This window comes from Methanospirillum stamsii, from assembly GCF_003173335.1.
GTDB classification, from domain to species: domain Archaea; phylum Halobacteriota; class Methanomicrobia; order Methanomicrobiales; family Methanospirillaceae; genus Methanospirillum; species Methanospirillum stamsii.
In genome coordinates this window covers 41,859-58,544 of the sequence record NZ_QGMZ01000016.1, presented here as the reverse complement: position 1 = coordinate 58,544, position 16,686 = coordinate 41,859, and the positions used below count along the sequence as shown (strand labels likewise).

Sequence of the window (16,686 nt, the reverse complement as noted above, 5' to 3'; positions counted from 1 at the left end):
TCATCAGAACATTGACATCAGAGCATCATTCGAAAACCTTTGACAGTCTCTCCATGCCAGTTTTAATTTGTTCTTCTGATGAAGCAGAAAAATTTAGTCTTATTGTGCGGCATCCTCCGTCGTCAGTATAAAACGGGATACCTGGCATTACTGCAACGCCTCTCTTTATCCCTTTATGAAACACTTCCATCGAATGCATGGAATCGGGCAGGGTGAGCATCATAAACATACCTCCCACTGGCCTTGTATGGTCTATTGTATCCGGAAGCAGATCTTTGACAAGGTCTGTCATGATTTTACATCTTTTTTCATATTCGGTTGCCATTTGCCTGCTGTTTTTATCAATATCATGAGTTTGTATATATTCGGTAAGTATCATCTGTGAGAAGAGATTTGAATGCAGATCTGCAGCTTGTTTTGCCCGGTTAAATGCGGTTAATACTTCTGGTGGCGCCCTTATCCAGCCGGTTCGAAGACCGGGAGCAATAATCTTGGAAAATGATCCACTCAGCATGGTCTTTTCCGGATTATATCTCATCACCGGTTGCCTGGGTTTTCCATCAAAAAAGAGTTCTCCAAATGCATCATCTTCGTAAAAAAGACATGAGGTATCTGACAATATTTCAGCAACTTCACGTCTGCGTTTATCTGACCAGGTCAGGCCTGACGGGTTTTGTGAATTAGGAATTCCATAAAAAAATACGGGATTATCCTCAAAAAGCCTCGTTTTAAGAATCTCAATGTCCGGACCCTCTTTATCAGGATTTATTCCGGAAAATCTTGGGCGGTAAAATGAAAATGCTTCAATTGCCCCCAGGTACCCTGGTCGTTCAATCAGGATTGTATCACCAGGATTCGTTAAAATTTTTGCAACCAGGTCAAGAGATTGTTGTGATCCGTTTACAATCTGGATCTCGTCCGGATTAATGTCAAGTCCAAGCCGCCTTTTATATCGTTTGGATATTTCTTCCCTAAGAGGAAGGTATCCGTCTGTTGTTGTATACTGAAGGGCGTTTTTACCTTGTTCTTGAAATACTCTGTCGGCAGCAGCTTTTATCCCCTCCAGATCAAAAAACGATGCATCCGGAAGCCCGCCCGCGAATGAGATTAGTCCGGGAACTGCCGAGATCCTGAATAATTCATCAAGAAATGAAACCGGAAGATGGTTCATGCAGGAAGCAAACCGATAAGTTGGCTTCCCTTCCCGTAAACTCATGTTGAAAGGTTGACTTTATAGCTGGAAATTCTTTTGATGTACAACAAGCCTATTATCTCACAATCTCCAATATCCTCATTATGCACAAGTCAATTGGTCTGGTGCTGGTTTTGGGGTTTGTAATCCTCCTCGGAGTATATGTCTTTGCTGATGGCAATACTCAGGTTTCTAAGGGGGGTAACGATGTAACGGATCCAGTAGATGCGGTAAACAATACCACTATGCAGTCTGAAATTCTTGTACGATTCAACCCGGATCTCTGGAATACCACTGCGCTGCAACATGCAGCACAAGCATCCCACGAGTATATTGGCGCAACTGTTGAGATGGATTATGAGGATCTGGGTCTTGATGGTCTTCAGTTGGTATTGCTTCCTCCCGGAATGACCGTTGAGGAGGGAACAGCGTATTATGAGAGTCTTCCGTATGTCCTGTACGCCGAACCCAATGCAGTGTATACAATAGAGAGCACCAGCAATCAGACAGAAGAAAAAGAAGATGAAAAGCCGGTTTCAACGAAAGCAGTGAATAATACCGTGGAAAATCCACTCCGGCTGCTTGTCCAGTTTAATGTAAGCGCTTTTTCAGATACTGAAAAACTGAATGAATTTGCGAACACGACACATATCTCACTCAATGCAACAATGGTGAAAGATTATACTGCTGATGGTCTTTCAGGATTGCAACTTATTGAACTCCCGGATAAAATGACACTGGAGGAAGGAGTAAGTGCATATTCAAACCAGACTCCTGTGTTATTTGTTGAACCTGATTACGAGGTCAGCATTGAAAAGACGGATGAAAGTTAAGAAAAGAATCAGGGTACGGACATTTTGAATGAACCATCCCTGATATCCTGCACCCATTTTTTAAACATCTCTATGCCTTCAATCATTCGTGAACCATATTTTCTAAAGAATCTCTCCTCTTCATCCGGAGTTTTTGGAGGTTTATCCAAAAATTCCAGGAGTGCTTCCTCTCCATCATAATCGGTTACCGCGAATCTTATATAGAAATCTCCATAGGGGGCCATCATTGCCTCTCCGGTAACTGTAGCAATGTGATACGGGTGTGAAGCCATCGCCGGTGCCAGGTCATTTGAATACATGATCCCGGCATTTTGCAATTCATTGGTGAGTGGATTCATATCTACCATGAAATAAAATCCTCCCTTTGGGACAGTCACCCGTATGAACTCGCACTTACGGCATAAATCCGATAATTTTGTAGTCATTATACGATGGATAGATCTTACTGCATGGAGATACTGGTCCATCTCTTCGCCTGACTGGTATGCAGCAATACTTGCTTCCTGAACAGGCGTTGCAGAACTGGTATAGACAGTAGCAGCAATTTTTGCAATATCACGAATAACTGCAGGGTTACATCCTTTTGGCATTATGCAACTTCCAAGCCGGTACCCGCCTGCACCCATTGCAGCAGAAAGGCTGTGGATTACAAAGGTTCCTTCCGGATAGATGGTGCCCATACTGAAAAAAGAATCCTGATTGTAAGTAAGCAGGCTGTATACTTCATCGGCCAGAATGAGGGTGTTATATTTTTTACATACTTCAGCAATGTGCGTCAGTTCTTCTCTGGTATAGAGATCCCCTGTCGGATTGCCCGGGTTGTTTAATATTAATAAATGCTGGGTTTTAACCAGCCCCTTGAGCATTGCTTCAAGAGACTGCGGTTTGATTTTGAAATTATTTACACTGGAGGTATATAGACGGTAATAGGGAACATTCAGGATTCGGAGCTGCGGAAGATAACCTAACCAGCCAGGTGAGGGAATGATTACAGAACCGGTGAGAAGAGTAAAAAGAGAAAAAATCAGTCCTTTTGCACCATGGCCGGTAACAACCCGGTATGGTTCGATCTCCATGTCAAACCTGGATTTGTAAAATGATGCAACAGATTCCCGAAGTTTTTCATTTCCGATGGGATTTGCATAACCTCCTTTTCCGCTATGCAGTGAAAGCGCTTTTTGGAGTGGGGCAGGAACAGGAAAAGGAACCTGTGCAAGTCCGAATTTGAACATCGGAGCCTGGCACCCGTTTTCAGCGCAACGCTCCTTTTGTTCTTCTATTAGTCTTAAATATCGAAGGTTTTCCGGAACCTGAATCCGGTCAACCTTGGCATCGATAATAATGCCGGCCATGAGAGAGAAGTCTCACAGAGACCGGATTAATCTTTCCCTTCTTCGTAGATGGTAACAGAAACAGGTAGTATTCCGGGCCTTTCATCGGTCATGAAAGAAGTATACGAAAGGATATGGACGTAATATTCCAGATATCCCTGGATAAAATCCGAAAGGCTCTGGGATCTTCTCCCTAGGATAAGGACGACGAAAAACTGAATTATTAAACAGATACCTGCAATGAAACCATATATGGAAAGCACAATTCCGATAATAATACTGTATATTATCCGTATGAATAGTTCAATTCTGCTGGCTTTTTCTTCATATGCAAATAATTCTTTCATTTTTACCTCGTTTACTGTGATGCAGGAATTACAGGGCTTGGTCCTGCACCTGAGATGACGATGCTTGCGGTTTTACTCACCAAGTCATACCTTCCATGCCGGTCATCATCAATCATAACCGGATCGACATGCAATGTTGCATATCCGGCGGTATTGGCATGAATTGATATGGTTGCCAGTTTCTCTGATGGGATTCCGGGTTCTACCTGATTACCCAGGTCTGCACCCTGAATTAATACCGTTGAACTGTTGATGGTTACAACTCTGTTCATCGATACCCATGCTGGAAAGAGAATCTCCCCAAATGATGCGACTGATGGGTTATCAAGCGTCAGATACAGTGAATACCCGGAAATACCTGAATCAAATCCCTCCATCATGAGGTCAACTGCGGGTGTTTCTCCCGGATTTGATTCTACTACCGATGGATTGAAGAACAATAGTGAATAGGCAGAAGCCGGGGTGATTATTGCGATGCAAATTACGAGTGAGGCCAGCAGTCCAAGAATAAATTGAGTGTTTTTCATGATTAATACCTCATACCATCTGGTATAATTTCACCACATCACCATATCCGATAAAACCGCTACCATCAAAGTCAAATTGAGTGACCGGTTCTGAATTTATGGCATATGAAATCTGCTCAAACAACAGTTTCGGGTCACCATATTCAAGCCATCCGTTCCCGTTAATGTCCTCAAACAGGCCATCATCATCATCATCGGTTGGAACGGGATAAGATCCTCCCTTCTCATCCGGGAAGGCTTTTACCGGCTGGTAAGGCGGTTTTACATGTATTGTAACCGGCATTGTTACTGAAGTCAGACCCCCTCTGGTTACGGATAACGTGACATTATAATTTCCAGGTACCATGTATAAATGCCGTGGATTTTTTAGAGTAGAATACGAGTTATCTCCAAAATCCCAGTTCCAGTGTTCCGGAGCTCCGGTCGATGAACTGGTGAAATTGACAAATAAGGGGATGACTCCTGATGATTTGTCAAGAGAGAAAGATGCTGTTAATGGAACAGAAGGATCAGGCGTCTGGGTTGGAACCGGTGAATAATTTTCAAATTCAACGTCAACCACATCGAAGGTAAACTGGGCATATCTTTCTCCACCGATATTTACGTATGAATTGACATAATCAATATTCTGAGGCATTCTAAATGTTCCTCTTGTCCGGTTCCCATCTGCAGTACCCCAGCTGTTCAGAATTTCCCAGTATGGTAAAACAGTGTCATCTTCATACCCGATGATAAGCATCTCATGGCCACCAGAATTTGTCCGGTTTGCTTCCACTCCTCCCCACTGGAATAAATAATCTTCAGTATACAATGACCAGAAATTATTGAATGCAGTATATTCTTCAGAAGTAAAATATGCAGCAATATCAACTGGATATCCTGAATCGAGCATTCTTTTTATATTGATTATTGCATCTGAATTTGATGATGTAGTGTCTATTGCACCATAATTGATTGATTTTATCGGATAACTGAAATTCGTGTCAATTTCATTCAATTGTTTTTGTGATTTGCAGGTGGTTGCGTTGCGGTCATAATATTCTGCTCCCTTATTTGTCAGAGGTATGAAATACCCGATTTTTTCATATACGTCTGCAAAAACATCCATGAATCCCCCACAACATGCACCAACGGTATCAGTTCCCCCACTCTGATAATACGAATTAAAAAGTTGAACTGAGAGATCATCGGTGATACTGTTTTTTATTCCATGTTGAATTGCAGCTGAAGCGGTTCCTGACCAGACCCAGCAATTCCCACAGGTTCCCTGATCTCGCTCTTCGGGATTATACGCGTAATACTGGAGCAGGTTAACACTCCCTTTAGGTTTATACTCCGGTATCATCTGGATGGATGCCGGTAAAAAAGTGTGAGCATGTGGAGATTCAACCATCTTTTTATGGTGTTCTTCAGCTTGTTTTACCGATATGTCCATTATCGGGTGAATTGGAACACCCGGGATTGGTTTTGCGATATCCTCATAGGGGATCAACAGTTGTGAGTCATCACCCACCGATTGACCGATAATCAGAAAAGATACCAATAATATCTCTACCCCGATTAATAACAACACCTTGCCATTATATTTCATAAAAATATATCCTGCTTTTAATATCACTAAAAAAATTTATAAAATTTGCGGTATATTGACTCAAAAAAAGACCCTGATACTTGTCAAGGCAAAAAAGCATAAAAAAAATGTCTTACCAATCCTGTGGTTTTCTTTTTATCCCTTCTATCTCATCCCTCTTACTTTATTCTCCTGAAACCGCGCTTATTAATCCGCGGTTTTTGATTTACTGACAATGAATATTTTTTTGCATCCATATAGTATCAAAAGGAATCCCATTTTTTATTCCAACCTCAATAAACCTACCCTGTATCGTAAATCCATGATGTTCATGAAATCTGATACTCCCTTCATTTCTGGATGATATTTCGGCTAGAATAGTTTTTATACCCTTCTCCCTGGCCTTTGTTTCCAGAATCTGAAGGAGTTCTGTTCCAATTCCTTTGCCTGTGTATCCGGGGTCAATAAAATAGGTGATTATTACTGTTTGTTTAAATGCCGGAAGAGGATTATGTGGTCTCATCAATCCAAAACCGATGAAATTTCCATAACTCTCCCAAACCGCAACGTTTGGGTAGTGTTCAAGCAATGGCTTTAATTGTTCAAAAAATGAGATTGTGACGGAACTTTCTAAAAAGGCGGCATCAGAATTCTCGATGTAATAATTAAATATCCTGATAATTTCTTCTCCATCTTCTGTAGAAATTTGAGAATACAGAAAATCTTGAGTATCTTTTAGTGTCATCGAAAATAGTTTAGACTCTAAACTATAAAATTTTCCCGCTATCTTTCATAGGGTTATGATGATCTCTGATTCTGATGCTGTTTTTAAGAATCTGTTCGTATTTTTTTAGGATCCCGATTGCTGTGATAAGATCCTCATCCTGAAATTCAAATAATTCTTCCTGGAATTCTGCATAAATTCTGTCATGGAGGTTTGAGTGCCAGTTAAATACGATTTTTCCGGATTCAGTAAGTTCAATAAAAACTGTTTTTTTATTATCCTCACTTTTTTTTCTGTGTAAATATTGTTTTTCCTCCAGTTTTTTAACCATCTGAGAAATAGCTCCCTTTGTGACTCCCAATCTTGCTGCAATAGATTTTAAATTCTCTTCCGGAAATCTGCCTGCAATATCGATGATGTGTATTTCTGATGGAGTAAGTTTTTCCCCCTGGCCTAAATCAACAGGAATATGTTCTATCTGGACCGCCTGGTTTATTACCCTGATTAGGATATCTGTTAATTCTGCATATGTTTTTTGAGATGCCATGAATTCTGCCTTGAATTTTTAAATTTCCGGCCGTATGGTTTTTTGAGAGAATAAGTTTTCCCAATTTCTCTGACTAATGGATATTACCTTGTAAATACAAAATATTAGAGACTGATGAACATAACTATTCGTCCTGCAATTCTTCCTGACTGTCCACGACTTTTGGAACTCATCCGCGAACTTGCAGAATATGAACGGGCACTTCATGAAGTAGAGGTATCCCTTAATCATTTTGAAGAATCCGGATTTGGGGAATCTCCGGTCTGGTGGGCTTTTGTTGCAGAAACTGATGGAATGATTGTTGGATTTGCGTTATATTATATTCGATACTCAACCTGGAAAGGGAAGCGGCTATATCTGGAAGATATCGTCGTAACAAAGGAATACCGAGGCCTTGGTATTGGAAAAAAACTGTTTGATGCAGTCCTTGCTGATGCAAAAAGAAAAAATCTGAATGGGGTTCTCTGGCAGGTTCTTGACTGGAATGAGCCAGCGATCAATTTTTACCGGAAATATTCCCCGTCTTTTAACCAGGAATGGATAACCTGTTCGATAGAAAAAATTTAATTTTTCGTCTTTGGTTCCGGAAAAAAAATCTTTGAATAATTGCGATAAATTGTTGTGATAAAAACAGGATTTTTTCGAAGATCCTCCTCTTTGATACTGACGATAATGGAATAGTATATTCCTCATATGATTGATGTATCATATGCAGTATCTGGGCAGACAAAATAACCATATGCTACGTACCAGGGGATATGTCCTATAAAAGAGACAGGAATATCTGAGAAAGTTCAGAAATGGCTTTCAATGGGGATGGCGTTCCTCAAAAAAGACCAATATGACCGGGCATACTACGCATTCAAAGAAGGTCTCCGTGTCGATCCTGAAAATTCCGAACTATGGTTTCAGACTGGTTATGTCCTGGCAAAGCAGGAACGCCACCGTGATGCCATCAAGATGTACCGGAACGCTCTCAAGTATGACCCGGACAACCTGAATGCAGAACTTCGTCTTGGAATTTCCATGCATGAAGTCGGGATGTATAAAGAAGCAATCCCGGTATTAACCCGGGTTGTTGATCGTGAATCCGACAATCCACAGGGCTGGATGTACCGGGGAGCCTGTTTTCTTGCCCTGGCTAAGTTTAAAGATGCATTATCTGACCTGGATATGGCTATTGACTGGGGGGCAGACCAGGCAGAAGTATGGGTGCTGAAGGGATATTCTCATGTACAACTTGGAGAATACCAGGACGGACTGGATGCGTATTCTTTTGCCATCGAAATAAACCCTGATGATCCGGTTGCTTTTTTTGGGCTGGCAAATACCCTTGTCCATTTAGAAGAACGTGATCAGGCTATTGATGCCTTAAAAAAAGCGTTAAAAATTGATCAGGAATATGCTGATGCATGGAGGATGATTGCAGATCTCTATGCAGATTTGGGTGATATCTCTCAGGCGATTGGAGCATATGAACAGGCACTAAAAATTGAGCCCTGGGATCTTGAGACCCGGTATACTTATTCTATTCTGAAAGCGGAATGTTCTGATGACAAATCTACTGTTACTGATATATTAAACCAGATTGTAAATGAAGGTCAGGAGTCTGTTACCTTTTATAATAATCATGGTCTGACCCTTATGCACCTGAAAAAATATGATAGTGCATTACAGGCATTTAATCGTGCATTACAATTAGGTCCGGATAATTCCTCTGTATGGCACAACCATGGGGCGGCTCTGTACAAATTAAAATGGTACAAAGACTCTATGAAATCATTTCAGCAGTCATTAAAATTAAACCCCAAAAATTTTAATGCCTGGATTGGCATCGGAATGGTAGCAACAGCCCAGTATGAGTTCAGCCGGGCTGCAGCAGCATATACTCATGCAACCCAGCTAAACCCAAAGAAAGTTAACCCCTGGATAATGCTTGGCGATACTCAGACTGAACGCGGACAATACCAGGATGCTATCGCGGCATATGAAAAAGCCCTGGAACTGGATCCTGAAAATACCGTTGCCTGGAATCAGCGTGGTCTTGCTCTACGGCTTCTTGACAGCCACCCGGCAGCACTTGAGTCATTTGAACATGCTGCAGAAGCAAAAAGTTCAAGACCGGAGTCCTGGTTGAATCATGCGATCACCAGTTTTGAGCTCGGAGAATACGATCAGTCTGTAGTCTCATTTGAACGTGCCTGTAAAAGAGGTCCGATTCCTGTCGACAGCTGGCTTATTTATCTGAACGCTCTTGCCTATGAGCACGAAAATAATAAGGTAATAAAGGCATGTGAACGGTTTATTGAACTTTTCGGGCCTGATGCTGAAGTTCTGTTCCTCCTGGGTGTTGCTCAGTACGAGTTAAAACAATACGAAGCAGCTCTTCATCATTTCAGGGAAGCCTTAAAATTAGATAAGGATCACTATGACTCCTTTTTTTGGGAAGGGCTTACACTTCTTGAACTCTTTCAATTTCATGAAGCGATCACCTGTTTTGAACAGGTTGAAGATAACAATCCTGAAGATTACCAGGCATGGTTTTATCATGCAAAAGCTCTTGTATCTTTGAAAGAACTGCAAAAAGCAGAATTTATTTTAAAGCACTCTCTGGCAATCAATGACCAGTTATTTGAGGCCTGGTATCTCCTCGCAGATGTCCAGAACTCCCGGAAATCATTCTCTGATGCACTTCAATCCATTGGAAAAGCTCTTGAACTCTCTCCGTCCAATGCCGACTCTCTCATTATAAAAGCCAGAATCCAGGCATCTATTGGTTCATACCGGGGAGCATGTCAGACATATGCTCTGATAACTGAACCTCAATCTAATGATGCCATGGTTCTGTTTGGGTACGCAAGGGCTTTGTATCATACCGGCCAGTTTCGTGAGGCATATACTAAAGTAACCCGACTCTTGTCCCGCGATGAGAAGAATCCGGAATTATGGAAACTCAAAGCAGAAATCGAACGTGCTCAGGGTCTGTTTGAAGAAGCTGCCAATGCTCTTTCAGAGGCCTGTAAATATGCGCCAAATAATAAGAAATTGTTATCATTACAGGGTATTGTGCTCTATGAGGCGGAAAAGTACTCCGAAGCAATAGATATTCTTGGAAGAGTACTCTCATCTGATCCCCAGAATGGCGAGTTATGGAAACGAAAAGGCGCTGCCCATGAAGCACTTATGCAGTATGAACTGGCATCTGAATGTTATGAAAAAGCATCCGAATTCGTACAGGAGGATCCGGACCTTATCAGAAGGCTTGGTATTTCCTTATATCGGTCAGGTAAATGTGCGTTATCAATCCCACGCCTTGAGCAGTATCTCGAAGTTGTCCCGGATGATCCTGAAATCTGGGAAATGAAGGGTAAAGCTCTCTATAATCAGGGTCAGTTTTCCCCTGCATCTGCTGCATTATCACAGGCGGTTCTTTTAAAGCCGGTAGATACAGATTTGTTATTCCGGTATGCACAAAGTCTTTTTAAATCCGGAGAACTTGATTCTGCAATTCCTTCTCTTGACCAGGTGCTTGAAAAGGATCCGGATAATGCAAAAGCATGGCAACTAAAAGCTGAAATTGAGCAGTCCCTGGGTCGGGAAGAAGCTGCAGCACACGCCGTGGAGGAAGCGCTTCGTCAGATTCCGGATGATCCTGTCCTTCTGCTATCAAGAGTGAAGACACTCTATGACTCTGATACCTATTCTGAAGCACTTTCTCTTATCCGGCGTGTAATAGATAAAGCTCCGGAAAATAATGAGGCCTGGTTATTATATGCTGAATTACTCTGGATTACCGCAGATCACGATGCCGCTGCAGCAGCCCTCGAGCGTATTCTTGCTGCAGATGACTCAAACGCCCATGCATGGTTTTTAAAAGCTGATTCCCTGCAAAATGCAGGAAGGTTTGAAGAAGCAGCAGTAGCTCATGAACGGACATTTTCACTGGGTGGCGATCCATCTATTGGGCTTTTACTGTCAAGGAAGATGCGGTATCTTCAGCAGAAAAACACTCCGGCATCATAGTCTATCTGGTACCGGAACTGCAGATGTTTTTCTATTTTTTCTCTCATTTTTTCAGATCATCCATTCTTGATTCTGCCCAGCTGATGAATTCCTTTTGGGAATTTGTCTGAACCCCGGCTCCTGCTGACTGGATAGCAAATTCTGCATCTTTACGCGTAAGTCCGGATACCATGAGCAGAAGTACTCCAAATAATCCTGTCCTGCCAATGCCCATCCCACAATGGATTAATACTGCCTCTCCGGTTTTTACCTGGTCAGAAGACAATCTCGCAAGCCTTAAAAACGCTTCCGGGTCATCCGGAACACCAAAATCCGGAATCGGAAAGCATTCAATATGAAAATTGTCATGGTGCTTCTTTATCAGGGCATGATAATCAGGGGATATTCTTGATATCTCTTCTAATCCAGTAAGGCATATTATCTTCCGTATGTTTTTCTGTTCCAGTTCATTTACAAATTGAGTGATTTTTTCAAATCTGCCAGGCATCGGATGAAGATACATCCTTCCGATCATGTAATCCGGAAGAGATACTCTTCGAAAAAGCAAACCGTCCCACTGTTTTGCCATGGCTTATACCTCATAATTGTCTGCCGCTTTTTTAATAATTCCTTTCTATACATAATAATTACCGTGAATTTTGCGGGTTTTTTACCCGTGAAATAAAAACCTCTCCAAATCTCTTAAATATTTCACCGTCTACCATTCTTACAGTCATTGAGTGGATTTCTGACAGAGGGAAACCTGATGAAGGAAAGGGGTTATTCATATCAGTTGGTTTTGATTGTCTGGTTTGCTGTGGTGATCTCGTGCTTCGTGTGTCTGTGTGCCGGAGCCGGGACTGTTGTTCAACCGGTTCAGAATCAGGTCGTGGTCTTTTCGGGACAGATTCCATATGGAGATGGGAATGTTTCAATACGTGCAGATTCAGGTATCCTGTATCAGGTGCCTGCCATGTCTCCGGTGGGAATAATACAGGCTCTGGCCGGAACGGGGATGATTGGGGAATATCGTGTCGGCGATGAGTTGCTGGAAAAAAGAGGGGTATTCACGCTTGATGGTGTCAATTCGTACACTGTTTCAGAATATGATACCTGGTATATTACTGTTAATGGCGTCCAGCTTCGTGAATTCCTTCTTCCGGCAAAAGAGGGAATCAATACTTTTAAGCTTGCTGATGGGGATGATATTTTATTTGCATATGGAGATCCTACCTTGCCGGTTGGAGCTGCAAAAGCCCTGATCTGGGTCCAGATTGGTAACAAAAATGGAATGATGCAGTACCTCTCTCCTCTTCAGATGCCGGCATCTTACCAGGTTATTCAACAACCAGTTCCTGTAATTATCCCTACGATTGAGATAACAACGGTTCCAACTGCCATTCCAACCACCGCTCCTGTAGTTGAGGTAACTACGATTCCGATGGTTAATACCACTGCTACTCCGGTGGTCGAGGTTACTGCAGTTCCTACGGTTCTTCCCAGCACTGCTCCTGTAGTTGAGGTTACTGCGGTTCCTACGGTTCTTCCAACCTCTGCTCCGGTAGTTGAGGTTACTGCGGTTCCTACAGTTCTTCCCACTGCTACTCCTGTAGTTGAGGTCACTGCAGTTCCAACGGTTCTTCCCACCACTGCTCCGGTTGTCGAGGTCACAGCGGTTCCGACAGTCACACCCACAGTAACTACAGAACCTGCTATTATCAATAACACGACTGACTCTCAAATAGTAGAAAGTGAAACCCCGGTACCTGAAACCACAAATGCAACAACAGATGATAATGGTGTTCTCTATTCCGGAGTTTACACGCTTCCGGAGGGAACAGTCAATGTGACGGTGAATTCCGGCCTTGATTATGAGATCCCTGCTAAAACCCCATTGGGATTGCTTCACCTGCTTTTTAACGATAAAATATTAAATAATATCAGTATCGATGATCGTGGAATGAGAAAAGGAAAGATCCTAATTGTTGACGGGATTAATGAATATTTCTCCACGGCCAGTAAAATCTGGTTTGTAAGGGTAAATGGAAATACCCTTCGTGATTACGAAAATCCTGATGAAGGCTTGAATATATTTAATCTTCAGACAGGAGATGACGTTTCATTTTATTATGGGAATCCTGAGGAGCCCTTCCAGGATGCAGAAGTAATGATGTTTGTCACTCTTGGGTGACAGAGTCATTATTTCCATCTTGAGAGGGTGGAAGTATATATTTTTGACATCTCTTCTGCTTTTTCTAATGGCATTTCAAATTGTCCAACAAGGAATGGAGCACACTTTTTAACCATCTCTTCCTGTGTCAAATCAGGCTCGGTAAAGGCTCCATGTTGATAACAATGTAAGCAATAAAGAGAACTGGGTGTTCCGTCTTTTTCAGTTCCTGCATCCTCCGGAGAAAAGAGAGGCATACCACAACTCTGACAGGATGGAATAATCCTGCCGCTCCACCGTTTCAGAGTTTTAATCTGACTGGTCATGAAAACCCTGGCTTTTTCTATTGGCATCCCATACATCTGGGAGATCATACCTGCTCCTAGTTCAGCCATTTTTTCAACTGTACTGTCTTTATCGGTGAATTCTCCATTCTGATAACAGTATCTGCAATACAGATCTGACAGTCTTCCGTCCTGTTCTGTTCCATGATCTTCATCTTTCATGAATGGCATGGCACAACTCTGACATATTGATGAATATTCCTTCATTACAGTCCTCCTGGGTTCTACCACAACTGATAGTGTTATGGTTTTGTCTGGTGATCAGAATTTACTGATCAATTAAGCATTCCTGGTTTAACTATTTGAATCTTTAATAAGCAGGGTGAAAGTAAAATTTACATATATGATGATCATGAAAATTTTGCAGAATATATTTTTCCAATCAATTTTTCACCATGACCTTTTTTTACCGGGAAGACAGATTATCAACATGGCCAGTTGGGTATGTACGAAATGTGGCTACCTGTATGATGATCGGTTTGGAGATCCTGAACATGGGGTGAGTGCAGGAACACCATTTGAAAAAATTCCTGATCCTTGGGTATGCCCACGATGTAAAGCCGCTAAAGCTTTTTTTGCTAAACGCAACGGATGATAGTCTTTGTGTATCAGATCAATAAAAAACTAACATTAAAGACAAGGATTTTTATTGTATCAGGGAAAGAAATTTCCGGGTTAATCCCATTATGAAAGAGTGGAACCTGCTCAATACCCGGTTGTCTTTTCCTGTGCTGGTCATGGTAATGCTGACCACTATCTTCATTTTTTTTATCGGTGCTATTTCTCTTCTTTCTTATGAACAGACAAAAAACCATCTCCTTGATGAATGGGACAATGAAATCCGTTACAATGAACATCACCTGATTCATAATTTACAACTTGTAAACCAGGGGCTCCTCCTTTTTGATCATAGTTTTGATGACTCAATGAAGGAACAGTTTGTTCCATTTCTGGAGGCATATAATCAGTCCGGGCAGGATCCCTCCCGGATAAACCTGACCGTAATGAAAGAGAATCTAAATCCTTCACTCAGAAAAATAACCGATTTTTACATCATAAACGAAACCGGGGTAGTAATTGATACTACTTATATATCTGATAAAGGGCTGGATTTTAAAATCTGGCCTGCCGTATATGAAGACATCTCAAAAATCCGGATAGGTGATTCATTTCAGGCAGACCGGGCAGTATATGGATTCGCTGCCATTGGTCGTACCAGAAAATTTGCCTATCATCCAACTCCCGATAATAAGTATCTCCTCGAAATATCATACCTGATATCCGGACATTCAGAAGGGAGACATAATTTTTCTTATGCGAATGTGATGAGAGAATTCGTAAATAATACTCCTCACATCCAGTCTTTAACCCTCTATGATTCAATGTATCGTTCAATCTGGACAAACCAGTTGAACGGGAAAGTTACTGATAAAGATATCATAAAACAGGTCAAAAATAGTTACCTGGGAAAAAACAGAACTGCAATTGAGGATCCTGTAAACAATTCCGAACTTTACTATTTTTTTATTGAAATATCTGACAACAAAACAGTATCCGGAAATATGCTTGATCTTGTCGGGAGGTTGGAATATGATACTTCATCAAGGCAGGATCATATTGAGTCAATTCTCTTGTATCATTCATTAATTGCTGGTATCGGTGCAATATTGGGATTTTTTATTGCGTATATCCTTGCATATCATCTGACCAGGCCGTTAAGGAGGATTATTGATGACTTAAACCGGATTGCACATGGAGATCTCAATCATCGTGTTTCGTATTCAGGAAGCCCTGAGTTTTCCCAGCTTGAAAACAGTATAAATCTTTTGATCTCTTATGTGAATGATTTAATCTCATCTTTACAGGATCAGGAGAAACATCTTCGGGAGAGCAAAGAAAAATATCAGAATCTTGTAGAACAACTAAACGAAGGTATCTGGATTATTGATGAAAATGAAAAGACCACCTTTGTTAACAGTCGTATGGCTTCAATGCTTGAATATGATCCGGAAGAATTATTAGACACATCAATTTCAGATCTGACTCATCCGTCATGTACCATAACAATGGAGAAAAAACTTCAAAACCGGCATAACGGTATTGCTGAACGGTATGAAGTTGTATTGGTCACCAAAAATAAACACCTGCTCTATGCAGAAATATCTGCATCACCAATTTTTGATGAGAATGGATTATTTGCCGGTTCATCCGGAGTTGTTACCGATATCACCCATAGAAAGGAGAATGAACAGAAGATAAGGGAATATATGATAAAACTAGAGGAGAGAACTCATGAACTTGAAGTAGTCAGGGATCAGTTGTTCAGAATTAATGAGGATCTTGACCGGATTGTGCATGATAGGACAGAGGAAGTGATCCGCCTGCTCGAACAAAAGAATGATTTTATCATGCAACTAGGTCACGACCTCAGGACTCCTCTTACTCCAATAATCGGTCTAATTCCCGAAGTATCCCATTCCTCCGTAGAAGAACAAAAGTTGATTTTAAATATAATCGAGAGAAATGCACGGCATATTCAGACTATTGCAAATAAGTCATTAAAACTGGCCAAGTTAAATTCTGTAGATTATATTCCGGATAGTGAACCGGTCAATGTAGCAGATGCAGTCAGATCAGTGTATGATATCCACCGGACGAGCCTTCGTTACAAAGAGATTACTGCGACAACTGATATTTCTCCCGACATAATAATCCATGCTGATCCGGTTCTTTTCCATGAATTAATTGACAATCTTGTTTCGAATGCCATCAAATTCTCTAAACCAGCAGGTGGGACAATTCATATTGCCGGACAGATACAGGCAGGTTCTTTGATTCTGACTGTTGCAGATAATGGGATAGGGATTAGTTCTGATGAAAAATTAAAAATATTCGAGGAATTTTATAAATCCGACACCTCCAGACATGATAAGACATCAACGGGTCTTGGTCTTCCAATCTGCAGAAAAATTGTTGAAAAACATAACGGGCAGATCTCTGTATATAGTGATGGAGTCGGGCTAGGTTGTGTATTTACCATTACTCTCCCGGCCGGGCCACCCTTTGATGTTTTTCCAGAATAAATTTCTGGTTTATGTA

At 41.4% G+C, this 16,686-nt stretch carries 15 protein-coding genes; 6 read left to right on the top strand and 9 right to left on the bottom strand.

Annotated features, from left to right (window positions below):
* Positions 1 to 25 precede the first annotated feature (25 nt).
* On the bottom strand, positions 26 to 1,216 hold the full coding sequence (locus DLD82_RS08530; RefSeq protein WP_109940696.1) for an aminotransferase-like domain-containing protein: 1,191 nt from the start codon (positions 1,214 to 1,216) through the stop codon (positions 26 to 28).
* Positions 1,217 to 1,296: 80 nt separating this feature from the next.
* On the opposite strand from DLD82_RS08530, the gene DLD82_RS08525 reads away from it, so the two are divergent.
* Entirely contained in the window at positions 1,297 to 2,025 is a 729-nt protein-coding gene (locus DLD82_RS08525; protein ID WP_109940695.1) for a S8 family serine peptidase, read from the top strand.
* 8 nt (positions 2,026 to 2,033) lie between these two features.
* Here DLD82_RS08525 and DLD82_RS08520 read toward each other — a convergent pair whose 3' ends face one another.
* The 6 genes from DLD82_RS08520 to DLD82_RS08495 all read right to left on the bottom strand — a co-directional run bounded on the left by DLD82_RS08520 (position 2,034) and on the right by DLD82_RS08495 (position 7,071).
* Positions 2,034 to 3,377, bottom strand: a complete 1,344-nt coding sequence (locus tag DLD82_RS08520; protein WP_109940694.1) for a pyridoxal phosphate-dependent aminotransferase — start codon at positions 3,375 to 3,377, stop codon at positions 2,034 to 2,036.
* A gap of 26 nt (positions 3,378 to 3,403) precedes the next feature.
* Positions 3,404 to 3,703 (bottom strand): DUF4389 domain-containing protein, encoded by a 300-nt coding sequence (locus DLD82_RS08515; protein ID WP_109940693.1) that lies wholly within the window; start codon positions 3,701 to 3,703, stop codon positions 3,404 to 3,406.
* A gap of 11 nt (positions 3,704 to 3,714) precedes the next feature.
* Positions 3,715 to 4,230: a hypothetical protein gene (locus tag DLD82_RS08510; protein WP_109940692.1), complete on the bottom strand. Its 516-nt coding sequence runs from the start codon at positions 4,228 to 4,230 to the stop codon at positions 3,715 to 3,717.
* Between the two features lie 10 nt (positions 4,231 to 4,240).
* Complete coding sequence (locus DLD82_RS08505; RefSeq protein ID WP_109940691.1) at positions 4,241 to 5,821, bottom strand: PKD domain-containing protein; 1,581 nt, start codon at positions 5,819 to 5,821, stop codon at positions 4,241 to 4,243.
* A gap of 205 nt (positions 5,822 to 6,026) precedes the next feature.
* Positions 6,027 to 6,545 (bottom strand): GNAT family N-acetyltransferase, encoded by a 519-nt coding sequence (locus DLD82_RS08500; RefSeq protein ID WP_109940690.1) that lies wholly within the window; start codon positions 6,543 to 6,545, stop codon positions 6,027 to 6,029.
* A gap of 22 nt (positions 6,546 to 6,567) precedes the next feature.
* Positions 6,568 to 7,071 (bottom strand): MarR family transcriptional regulator, encoded by a 504-nt coding sequence (locus DLD82_RS08495; protein WP_109940689.1) that lies wholly within the window; start codon positions 7,069 to 7,071, stop codon positions 6,568 to 6,570.
* A 114-nt stretch (positions 7,072 to 7,185) separates the two neighbouring features.
* Here DLD82_RS08495 and DLD82_RS08490 point away from each other — a divergent pair, with 114 nt between their 5' ends.
* Together DLD82_RS08490 and DLD82_RS08485 are read left to right on the top strand one after the other, a co-directional pair.
* On the top strand, positions 7,186 to 7,638 hold the full coding sequence (locus DLD82_RS08490) for a GNAT family N-acetyltransferase (protein ID WP_109940688.1): 453 nt from the start codon (positions 7,186 to 7,188) through the stop codon (positions 7,636 to 7,638).
* Between the two features lie 249 nt (positions 7,639 to 7,887).
* Positions 7,888 to 11,094, top strand: a complete 3,207-nt coding sequence (locus tag DLD82_RS08485) for a tetratricopeptide repeat protein (protein ID WP_181391338.1) — start codon at positions 7,888 to 7,890, stop codon at positions 11,092 to 11,094.
* 43 nt (positions 11,095 to 11,137) lie between these two features.
* Here DLD82_RS08485 and DLD82_RS08480 read toward each other — a convergent pair whose 3' ends face one another.
* A complete protein-coding gene (locus DLD82_RS08480) occupies positions 11,138 to 11,662 on the bottom strand; it encodes a protein-tyrosine phosphatase family protein (protein WP_109940686.1) in 525 nt (174 codons plus the stop codon).
* A gap of 177 nt (positions 11,663 to 11,839) precedes the next feature.
* Here DLD82_RS08480 and DLD82_RS08470 point away from each other — a divergent pair, with 177 nt between their 5' ends.
* Complete coding sequence (locus DLD82_RS08470) at positions 11,840 to 13,264, top strand: hypothetical protein (RefSeq protein WP_146199738.1); 1,425 nt, start codon at positions 11,840 to 11,842, stop codon at positions 13,262 to 13,264.
* Positions 13,265 to 13,272: 8 nt separating this feature from the next.
* Here the strand turns inward: DLD82_RS08470 and DLD82_RS08465 are convergent, their stop codons facing one another.
* Positions 13,273 to 13,794 carry a zinc ribbon domain-containing protein gene (locus DLD82_RS08465; protein ID WP_109940683.1) on the bottom strand — a complete coding sequence of 174 codons (522 nt, stop codon included), beginning with the start codon at positions 13,792 to 13,794 and terminating at the stop codon, positions 13,273 to 13,275.
* A 223-nt stretch (positions 13,795 to 14,017) separates the two neighbouring features.
* Between DLD82_RS08465 and DLD82_RS08460 the strand changes: the two genes are divergently transcribed.
* Positions 14,018 to 14,182, top strand: a complete 165-nt coding sequence (locus DLD82_RS08460; RefSeq protein ID WP_109940748.1) for a rubredoxin — start codon at positions 14,018 to 14,020, stop codon at positions 14,180 to 14,182.
* Between the two features lie 91 nt (positions 14,183 to 14,273).
* Positions 14,274 to 16,670: a sensor histidine kinase gene (locus DLD82_RS08455; protein ID WP_109940682.1), complete on the top strand. Its 2,397-nt coding sequence runs from the start codon at positions 14,274 to 14,276 to the stop codon at positions 16,668 to 16,670.
* Positions 16,671 to 16,686 lie beyond the last annotated feature (16 nt).